This is a genomic window from Aliivibrio sifiae, from assembly GCF_002954705.1.
In the GTDB taxonomy this organism is placed as follows: Bacteria; Pseudomonadota; Gammaproteobacteria; order Enterobacterales; family Vibrionaceae; genus Aliivibrio; species Aliivibrio sifiae_A.
The window spans coordinates 1,094,505-1,103,527 of the sequence record NZ_MSCO01000002.1; the positions used below are offsets into that span (position 1 = coordinate 1,094,505).

Annotated in this window: 10 protein-coding genes; 7 read left to right on the plus strand and 3 right to left on the minus strand. The window is 39.0% G+C overall.

Annotated elements, in window-relative coordinates:
- Positions 1-227: 227 nt before the first annotated feature.
- The 4 genes from BTO22_RS15855 to BTO22_RS15870 all read left to right on the plus strand — a co-directional run bounded on the left by BTO22_RS15855 (position 228) and on the right by BTO22_RS15870 (position 5,512).
- On the plus strand, positions 228-2,783 hold the full coding sequence (locus BTO22_RS15855) for a dermonecrotic toxin domain-containing protein (protein ID WP_105056310.1): 2,556 nt from the start codon (positions 228-230) through the stop codon (positions 2,781-2,783).
- Between the two features lie 390 nt (positions 2,784-3,173).
- The gene (locus BTO22_RS15860) at positions 3,174-3,911 is read left to right on the plus strand and encodes a nucleoside recognition domain-containing protein (RefSeq protein ID WP_105056311.1); all 738 of its coding nucleotides are present in this window, start codon (positions 3,174-3,176) and stop codon (positions 3,909-3,911) included.
- Positions 3,911-4,378 carry a YjiG family protein gene (locus tag BTO22_RS15865; RefSeq protein ID WP_105056312.1) on the plus strand — a complete coding sequence of 156 codons (468 nt, stop codon included), beginning with the start codon at positions 3,911-3,913 and terminating at the stop codon, positions 4,376-4,378. The genes BTO22_RS15860 and BTO22_RS15865 overlap by 1 nt, the downstream gene beginning before the upstream one ends.
- Before the next feature lie 9 nt (positions 4,379-4,387).
- Positions 4,388-5,512, plus strand: coding sequence for a M20 family metallopeptidase (locus BTO22_RS15870; protein ID WP_105056313.1), 1,125 nt, complete (start codon positions 4,388-4,390; stop codon positions 5,510-5,512).
- 68 nt (positions 5,513-5,580) lie between these two features.
- On the opposite strand, the gene BTO22_RS20255 is transcribed toward BTO22_RS15870, so the two are convergent.
- The 3 genes from BTO22_RS20255 to BTO22_RS15880 all read right to left on the minus strand — a co-directional run bounded on the left by BTO22_RS20255 (position 5,581) and on the right by BTO22_RS15880 (position 6,932).
- On the minus strand, positions 5,581-6,048 hold the full coding sequence (locus BTO22_RS20255) for a helix-turn-helix transcriptional regulator (RefSeq protein WP_258132632.1): 468 nt from the start codon (positions 6,046-6,048) through the stop codon (positions 5,581-5,583).
- 71 nt (positions 6,049-6,119) lie between these two features.
- On the minus strand, positions 6,120-6,380 hold the full coding sequence (locus BTO22_RS20260) for a hypothetical protein (RefSeq protein ID WP_258132634.1): 261 nt from the start codon (positions 6,378-6,380) through the stop codon (positions 6,120-6,122).
- Positions 6,381-6,413: 33 nt separating this feature from the next.
- Positions 6,414-6,932 (minus strand): YbhB/YbcL family Raf kinase inhibitor-like protein, encoded by a 519-nt coding sequence (locus BTO22_RS15880; RefSeq protein ID WP_105056314.1) that lies wholly within the window; start codon positions 6,930-6,932, stop codon positions 6,414-6,416.
- A 407-nt stretch (positions 6,933-7,339) separates the two neighbouring features.
- On the opposite strand from BTO22_RS15880, the gene BTO22_RS15885 reads away from it, so the two are divergent.
- The 3 genes from BTO22_RS15885 (at position 7,340) to BTO22_RS15895 (ending at position 9,008) form a co-directional block, all read left to right on the plus strand.
- Positions 7,340-7,555 carry a hypothetical protein gene (locus tag BTO22_RS15885; protein WP_060992115.1) on the plus strand — a complete coding sequence of 72 codons (216 nt, stop codon included), beginning with the start codon at positions 7,340-7,342 and terminating at the stop codon, positions 7,553-7,555.
- 185 nt (positions 7,556-7,740) lie between these two features.
- Positions 7,741-8,130 (plus strand): nitrous oxide-stimulated promoter family protein, encoded by a 390-nt coding sequence (locus tag BTO22_RS15890; RefSeq protein ID WP_105056315.1) that lies wholly within the window; start codon positions 7,741-7,743, stop codon positions 8,128-8,130.
- Complete coding sequence (locus BTO22_RS15895; protein ID WP_105056316.1) at positions 8,127-9,008, plus strand: LysR family transcriptional regulator; 882 nt, start codon at positions 8,127-8,129, stop codon at positions 9,006-9,008. The genes BTO22_RS15890 and BTO22_RS15895 overlap by 4 nt, the downstream gene beginning before the upstream one ends.
- Positions 9,009-9,023 lie beyond the last annotated feature (15 nt).

Genomic DNA, 9,023 nt, shown 5'->3' on the forward strand with positions numbered 1-9,023 from the left:
TACCCATGAAAAAGTTACTTCTTACGTTCTTTATTTTTACCCCATCACTCTCTCCACATGTCTCGGAAAACGACGAAGATACTGACGATACAGATATCACTTACTACCAATGTTATCTAAATCCTGTTAGTTGTTTCTAAGGGTTTTAATCAACGTAAATTTATCTCGCACTAAAATAAAAAGACCTATTTCAGGGCGAGATAATTAAAAATAAACAAGGTTAATCTATGAACAGAAAAATAATTAAAACATTAGTTTTAGTCCTGATATTCGCCTTTTTTTATATTTCTTTTCAGGCTAGTGCGAATGTAGAACCAACAAATAACAATCACGAGATACCTTCCCATCGTTTTGATACGGCATGGAAACTTCATTTTGTTCATGACTATGCAAAATTAATGAAAACGCTTCCTGACCCTCTGAAAGTAACATCACGAGAACTTAAAGCTGCATTAATAAAACATGGCCATACTGGTATCGATCCTGATGCTGTATTTTATAATGAGTTCCAAAGTGCAATGAGCAGTTCACGTAGCTATAATGGCTGGGCACATCATGAATCCCCTCATAAATCTTACACCTTATCTCAAGCGGTTATGCTCAATACCTTTAATCGATTCAGAGATTCTTTTCCAGGAACGATTAATTTAGATACAGGTATTTACACTCAAGGGGCTGATGGCGATATTTTTGATGAACGAAATGAAGTTCGTCTTCTCTCATCGGATTTATGGGATATTGCTTATTACGATCTGGATATTCAAACCACTTATACCGCAGAGTTAGCCCTGTTCTGGGAAAAAAATAGCGAAAGCTATACTCAATTAATGCGAGATAGTTTTGCTTTTTCAGCTCATCAACAGTATCAATTAGGTTTATTAACTCAAGGAGATTATCAACTCGCACTTTCTCTTCTTAAGCCTGTCCACCCTAATACTATTAACGTTTATCGGTTTGATATTTATGGGTATGACTCTACTGATATCCTCGTCATTGAACAGAAAGGAAGCACTGGTGGTTTATTATATATTCCAGGAAACGCACAACCATTTATTACCTATAGGACAGAGCGACAATTAAGAAAAACCTTATATGAACGATTACAACATCCTGAAAGTAAAAATACATTATTAAGCCATTTTAGCCTGTATTTACGCCAAGATGGTGGCACATATTCGGGAGTGGAAAGTGCTCTTACTGAACTAATTAATGGCAATTGGGATAAACGCTATTTCATGATGAAGCACCACCCTGTTCATGGTAATGTCTTTGCAAGGATGACCGAACAACGAAAAGCTCGAATGGCGAGTGATGGTGATACCTCTATAAAGTCCAATAGCGAATCTCAAAGGGATTACATACTCTCGATTGCCAATAGTTTAGTCGTCTTTTTTCCCATAGTTGACATTTTAGTCCCTGAGCTTGGGATCCCGTTGACAATATCTCTTAGCAGTACACAACTTGGCCTGAGCGTAAACAAAGCCGTTACTGGTGATTCATTATCAGAACGATTAGCCGGTACTCGAATGAGTGCTGTGAATGCCGCCATTCTTGGTACTGCAGCCGTACTTCCAGTGATGGTAAAATATGGCCAATCTCTCGCTATATCGGTTGAAAAAGAGGTGGATTTATTGCCTAACCGCATACTCTTAAACGAGGGGGTTTCAACTGAAACATTAGATCAATTCACATCAATGCCTAAGATCATTAATCACCCTCAAACAGGTGACGACTTATTAGGTGTTAGATTAACTGATTCAGGCAGAAATACGCTATTAAAAGCTGATGGTTTTGGATCTTTTCGAGAGGTAGAACCTGCCACTGGACGTTTAATTTTAGACAGTCGAGTTGTTCGTACTATCAATATGGAAACCAGTGAACCTCAATGGCTGGAACAAGGTGGATTAAGAGCTGGGAACCGAAGTGAAACAAACAGCGTAGTTTCTAATGAAGTGACATCAAATGGAGTAGAAGAGCATAGCCAAACCTCTGAAATTCTATTACCTGAAGATCTTCCTGAGCATCCAGGCTTAGGCGGTTCAGGTTATGCAGATATGGCTGGAGGTCGAGATCTTGAAGCACTAAAAGATTTCTATGAATTAGAACAACAAGTTGATCCTTATGCTTATCTTACTGATACAAAAAAACTGCATCGTTTAGGTATTGAGGCTCAAAGAGAAATTCAAAATGTTCCTTTTTTAAGAGGCTATCAATCCGAAGTAAATGGCTCATTAGTTTTTAGAGGAGATACCCGACTTCCAGATGAGCTATTTCATTCTGGATTTACACGTAAAATTGAACCCGTTTCTTATGTTCAATTAGCCCATCATACAAAAGCAATTCGAGGTGTTATTTCAACAAGTACGGAAGAGGCCGTCGCAGTGAATTATGCATTAGACAGCCAACGTGGATACGTTTATGCCATTGAACTTAACCACGGAGGACAGGTTGTCGATACGCTTCTACGAGATGTATCACTCAGTGAAATTGCAACATTAAATATTCCACCGGAAGACATTATGTTTGCTGTTGGTCCATTTAATCGTATTAATTCCAGTTATCGAGAAGTGGTTGAAAATGCCGCTAACCGTACCGCAGAACTGAGGATTAATCCCCACGCAACAGCATCACCTGAAGTTGCAGAACGAGCGTTTGAACGCATTAAAAACACGATGAAATATGAGTTAAGCCCTAACATGTCATTTACAGATCGTTACGCTAACCGCACAGACCTGTTCTGGTATGAAGATGAGGCGGTATCAACACCTCTAAATGGTGAATAATTCAATAATTCTCACCTAATATAAACACTCTTGGTACATTCAAGAGTGTTTACCTTTTCGTCTTAAAAACACACACAAGACATAACAATAACAACAATTTACTTATAGTTACCTTCAATTAATCATAAGTATAATTTACAAAATAAATTGAATTATCCATCAAAAAAAACAAGTCTTCATTACCCCCAATCAAACGTACAATATTCTAACGAATCAACATAAAAATCTACAATTTCAGATAGATCACAAAATAAAAAACTAGTTATATGATCTTTTACTTTTAGAAATAGTTATTGATAAGAATCAAACCCTTCTAAAAGCCATTCACGCAAAATACCCCAAAATGGTTAACCCATAAAAATTTCTAATCTTAAATTAAACGAGGTAATTATGACTCAATCGGCTGATAAAGCACGTAAAGTCGGCATTGGCAGCTATGTAGCTTTGGCCTTCGCTGTTGTGTTCTTTTCTGGCGCAATGCAATCCAATGAATGGTATGGCGTTCTTGATTTCACCACACTAAATGGTTCTTTTGGTAGTGTTGCTTATTCTGTCACTGAAACCGCAGATGGCGTTCAAGCAGCAACGACATCATTACGCGGTAAAGGTGGTAGCGGTGCTCGTGATGGTTTCATTTTTGCTTTAACTCTTATTCCTACTGTTATGTTTGCCCTTGGTATGATCAATGTTCTTGAGCATTACGGGGCTCTTGATGCTGCTCGTAAATTGCTTACTCCTCTTCTACGCCCTCTAATGGGTATTCCTGGTAACTCTGGCTTAGCATTAATTGCCTCATTACAAAGTACCGATGCGGGTGCAGCGATGACTCGTCAGTTAAAAGATGAAAAGCATTTAACTAAGCGTGAGACCGATGTTTTCACTATGTTCCAATTCACTGCTGGTGCAGCGATTGTTAACTTCTTCTCATCTGGTGCTGTGCTATTTACATTAACCAATCCTGATGGTTCTTTAGCGGTTCCTTCTTCTATCGGCTTAGCTGTTGTTGTTATGTTTGCTTTCAAATTTATTGGCGCAAATCTATTCCGTATTTACCTAAACATTACTGAAGGTAAAGAAGGCCAAGACAATGATAAACAAGACAAGAAAATGACTGAGGAGACAGCGTAATGAGCGACGTTAAAGCAAAAAAACCAATGGTGACAGACATCTTCGTTGAAGGCGCTAAAAAAGGCTGGGTTATTGCGACGACTTCTACTGTTCCTAACGTATTAATGGCATTCGTTATTATCAAGGCTCTGCAAATTACGGGTGCACTTGAATTAATGGGAACTTTATTCTCTCCTATCATGGCCGTATTTGGCTTGCCGGGTGAAGCTGCAGCAGTTCTTATTGGTGCATGGATGTCAATGGGCGGTGCTGTTGGTGTAGTTATTACCCTGTTTGACCAAGGAATCCTAAACGGTGCGCACATCGCGATTCTTGCACCTGCGATTTACCTAATGGGCTCTCAAGTTCAATACATGGGCCGTATCATGGGCCCTATAGGTACTGAAGGTCGTTACATCCCAGTAATGATTGCGATTTCAGTATTAAACGCATTTGGGGCTATGTTTGTTATGAACATGATTCTATAAGGATTCAAGATGAATTTTTCTCTAAATGATTACTTAGAAGAGCTTCGCCCACTGATTGATGTGGATTGTGGTACTTACACACTTGATGGCATCGAATTTATTGCAAGCAAAATGGCAGCTAAATACGAAGCGATGAACGGTTGGTCTGTTAAGCGAATTGATTGTGGTAAAGCAGGTGTTGGCCTTGAAGTTCGTAACAAACCAGACGCTGAACATATTGATGTAATGATGATTGGCCACATGGATACGGTTTTCCCTGTAGGTACAGCGGCAGAGCGCCCAATGTCTTTAGATGCTGAAAAAGCCTATGGCCCTGGTGTATCTGATATGAAATCTGGTCTATTAAACGTAGTTTATGCACTGCGTAATCTAGACCAAGCGGTATTAGATAAACTGTCTATCTGTGTATGTATGAACCCAGATGAAGAGACAGGATCGCTAGATTCAGTTGATTGGATCCAAGAAACAGCTAAAAAAGCGAAAAATGTATTAGTTGCAGAAGCGGCTCGCGCTAATGGTGGTTTAGTTAAAGCACGTAAAGGCATGGCTAATTACAAAGTAACCTTCAGTGGTAAAGCAGCTCACGCAGGTAATGAACCAGAAAATGGCCGCAGTGCAATCACTGAAATGGCAAACTGGATCTTAGCAGCAAACGCGATGACAAACTTTGAATCAGGCACGACATTGAACGTCGGTATGGTTTCTGGTGGTGCTGGCGCTAACATCGTTCCTGATTCAGCAACCGCTGTGATTGATGTTCGTTTCTGGGATAACGCAGAATATGATCTTGTCGACACGACATTAAATGGCATGACTCAAACGCCGTTTGTTGATGGTGTTTCTATTAAAGTAGAACGTGAAGCATACAAACCATCAATGGTGCCATCAGTACAAACTGAAGCATTAATGGCGATGGTTGAAGAATCAGCACAAGAGCTTGAAATCAGCATTAACTGGCAAGAAGTGGGCGGCGGCTCTGATGCTAACAACACGGCAATCTTAGGCATTCCAACGTTAGATGGTTTAGGCCCTATCGGTGCAGGCTTCCACAGTGCTGATGAGTACTTATTGCTTGAATCAATCGAACCACGAATTAAGTTGTTGATGAGTGTGCTGACTAAGTTAGCTAAGTAGTCCTTCTACTTATTCAGGGTTAAAAATAAAAACAGCGAGCCTAAGTGCTCGCTGTTTTTTTCTTATATTCAATACACCACCGTCTTCATGTACTGCTTTGGTGTCATACCAAACTGCTGATGGAAACGTTGGCTAAAGCGACTTTCTGATTGATAACCACACTGCAATGCCAAGTCTAACTGGGTTTGGCGTTTCTCTTGCATTAAGGACAGGGCGTGAGTCATTCGAACATTCGATAAAACCGTTCTGAAATTGGTGCCATCTCGCTGTAATCGACGGATCAGCGTTGCACGGCTCATCGAAAAATCATCGCATACGGTTTCTAATTGATACGCTTCTGCTGGATCTTTAGCAAAATACGCACTCAGTTCACTTTGAAAAGAAGCGAATGTTGGTGAGAATAAAACATGCAGCACACCCAATTCTGCCAATTGCTGATATAAAGCCAACAAGTGAAGTCGCTGGGTTTTAAAGCTTAACTTTTGGGTATTCATATCGGTTAAGAATGTGAATCCATAAGCGAGTAATGGGGACACCGTGATCGCATGAGTATGTAAGCGGGTGCTTTCATTTTTTTGACTCTCTTCTAACATCTCTTTAGGCGGAGTTAGAAAAAACAGATCTGAACAGAATAAAAGTTATCTGTAGAAGATTTATTAATAAAATTTAAGCCTTGGTTGGCTGACTTAAGCAACCAAGAGTGTGAATCGATATCAAATTGTTCAGACTCTTGAAATACGGTTTTTACGCCAGATTTAACCCAAATAATACTAGGGGCATAAATATGAACATTACGTAAATGTTGATCACTCTGACCAGAGTAAGTTTGCACTCTAAATACCGGTTCATTCAACATTACTTTATCCATTTTATCCCCCTATTTTACCAATTTAAATTCATATTAGCGCACGTATGTCGCGGTTAATACAGCTTTGTCTAATGCCATGCTATTTAAAGTATAACCGACTACCGCTGGTGAGATATCTGCTGGTAAATCAATTTTCTCTTGTGGTAATGCCCACACTGTATATTGATATCTGTGCATGCCATCGCCAGCAGGAGGACACGCGCCACCATAGCTCATAGTGCCAAAGTCATTTTTCGTTTGTAATGTATTTTTCATTGCTGAACCTTGTTCAACACTACTTACGCTTGCAGGAATGTTAAGCGCTAACCAGTGCCACCAACCACTACCTGTAGGTGCATCTGGATCAAACACAGTAATAGCAAAACTTTTTGTTCCTTCTGGCGCATCTTTCCAGCTTAGTTGCGGTGAAATATTGTCACCAGTACAACCCATGCCAGAGAAAGTAAATTCACTTTTCATTAATTGACCTTCGTGAATATCGTTACTCGATACTTCAAAAGCTTGGCTAGAAAAAGAGGCTAAAGTAAGTAGCGCTAATACTGTTTTTTTCATAATCATTTCCTTTACTTTACTTTAAATAAGGTAGTTAAGTAAGTACAGGAACATTATTAAAGACCACACAAAAATAAAACCACCTAAAAGTTTCAACATTAAGCCTTAAAGAACAATTAATGATACTTTTTGTAATAAATAAGAAAGGAGAAATTCATAACTCATTTAAATTAGAGTGATTAATATAAAAAGAAATCGTAATCATGCATCTCATTAGTTAAGCACTAAAAAATATTACAGATGCTCAATCGATAACTTTAAAAGTACTTCATGAAAGGCGCTTCACAAGTTTAATGATTACAAGTGATGTACATCTAACTATTCATTTTTTTAGCTATCCACAACATCGAATAGGCGTATTGTGATTATTCAGATATCCGTTTATATATTATTTTCTAGAGGTAATTATGAGTTTATTTTATGTTGATAAAAACGAACAAGATAATGGCGATCATGAAATTCACACCGCAACATGTACTCACAGTCCGGGCATTACAAAATGTGAACCTCTTGGCTATCACACTGCATGCAGCACCGCGTTAAATGCGGCTAAAGAAATATACCCACAATCAAACGGCTGCTATTACTGTTCATATTCAAGTTACACTTCTGAAGATAAGTAATCACCAATAAAAAGCCATTTAGCAATAAACTAAATGGCTTTTGAGCGCATACACTTAGGAGCAATATGCTTTAGGGGATAAACGTATACTAAGCTAGAATCACCTTCTGAAAAAGTGAACACTTCACCCAATATCATTTCCCCTTTATACTGACTCAATAATGATTGATTAAGAACGAGTGATGTATGAAAACCAGCGATATTTTGCTTGGAAAGCTCAATACGGAATTTAAAACCGTTTCTGCAATGATTGAAATTTATTGCAAAAAAAACCACCACACTCACTCCTTGTGTTCAGAATGCCAAGCCTTGATGGATTATGCAGAAGTTCGTTTAGATCGCTGTCCATACGGTGAAAACAAGCCAACTTGTAACACCTGTCCAATTCATTGCTATAAGCCAGAAGTAAAAGAACAGATGCGTTTAGTGATGCGCTTTTCTGGGCCACGAATGCTATTAAAGCACCCCATTTTAGCTATCCGCCATTTGCTGTCTGAGAAAAAAAATATCAATCCTAAGCCTTCACCAAATTGCTCTAACCGCCATATACGTTTACAAAAAGGGGAGAAAAAATGAATTGGACTTTAGATCAACTTAATGCCTTTGTTACGTCGGTTAAATGTGGTTCATTTTCTGCGGCTGCACGTAAAATGGGGAAGGCACAATCTCGAATTAGTACCGCAATTGCAAATTTAGAAGCAGATCTTGGCTTTGATTTATTTGATCGAAGCGCACGTCTACCTGTATTAACTCAAGACGGTGAAGACATGTTTATTGAAGCTCAAGCAATCTTAGAACAATGTGAACGCCTACAAGCCCGTGCAGATACTGTTGCTACAGGTGAAGAGATCGCATTAACTGTTGCTCTCGATGAAGCCGTTCCTATTGATGTATTTGAGGATTTCTTCCAAAAAATATCGGTTACTTTTCCTTTATTAAAGTTGACGATTATTAATGGGTCTCAAGCAGATATTGCAAAGTGGGTAGAAGAAAAAAAAGCGGATTTAGGCTTCTTATTCCGAGTGAATACCCTATCTGATTCATTAGAGTACCGCGCTCTTGGATTTTTCAATCAAGCATTAGTTGTCTCACCAAAGCATCCCCTTGCTAAACATAAGACTCCTACTCTTATCCAACTAAACCAACACCGTCAATTAGTTATTCGAGATAGAGTTGGTCACTCACATGAGAAAGCCATTTCAGCCAATCATTGGTATATCGACAGCTACTACTACATTACTGCATTGGTGATCCGTAATGTGGGTTGGGCACTGGTTCCTGAGCACGTACTAGAGTCGGAATGGTATCAAAACAAAACCATTCGATTATCAACTTACCATATTCCCGACGCCTTGCAGATTGAGATTGGAGTAGTAAAACGTCGTGACAGTGGCATGGGTAATGCTATGGAATGGATGTTAGACGAGATTGAACATACTTTTGAAAAATTATAGAGACCGTTATCAACA

Bases quoted from the DNA above. Each gene is read 5' to 3' on its own strand.
- BTO22_RS15895 (WP_105056316.1), top strand. From the start codon at position 8,127: ATGAATTGGACTTTAGATCAACTTAATGCCTTTGTTACGTCGGTTAAA.
- BTO22_RS15865 (WP_105056312.1), top strand. From the start codon at position 3,911: ATGAGCGACGTTAAAGCAAAAAAACCAATGGTGACAGACATCTTCGTT.
- BTO22_RS15885 (WP_060992115.1), top strand. From the start codon at position 7,340: ATGAGTTTATTTTATGTTGATAAAAACGAACAAGATAATGGCGATCAT.
- BTO22_RS15870 (WP_105056313.1), top strand. From the start codon at position 4,388: ATGAATTTTTCTCTAAATGATTACTTAGAAGAGCTTCGCCCACTGATT.
- BTO22_RS15890 (WP_105056315.1), top strand. From the start codon at position 7,741: ATGAAAACCAGCGATATTTTGCTTGGAAAGCTCAATACGGAATTTAAA.
- BTO22_RS15855 (WP_105056310.1), top strand. From the start codon at position 228: ATGAACAGAAAAATAATTAAAACATTAGTTTTAGTCCTGATATTCGCC.
- BTO22_RS15880 (WP_105056314.1), bottom strand. From the start codon at position 6,932: ATGAAAAAAACAGTATTAGCGCTACTTACTTTAGCCTCTTTTTCTAGC.
- BTO22_RS20260 (WP_258132634.1), bottom strand. From the start codon at position 6,380: ATGGATAAAGTAATGTTGAATGAACCGGTATTTAGAGTGCAAACTTAC.
- BTO22_RS15860 (WP_105056311.1), top strand. From the start codon at position 3,174: ATGACTCAATCGGCTGATAAAGCACGTAAAGTCGGCATTGGCAGCTAT.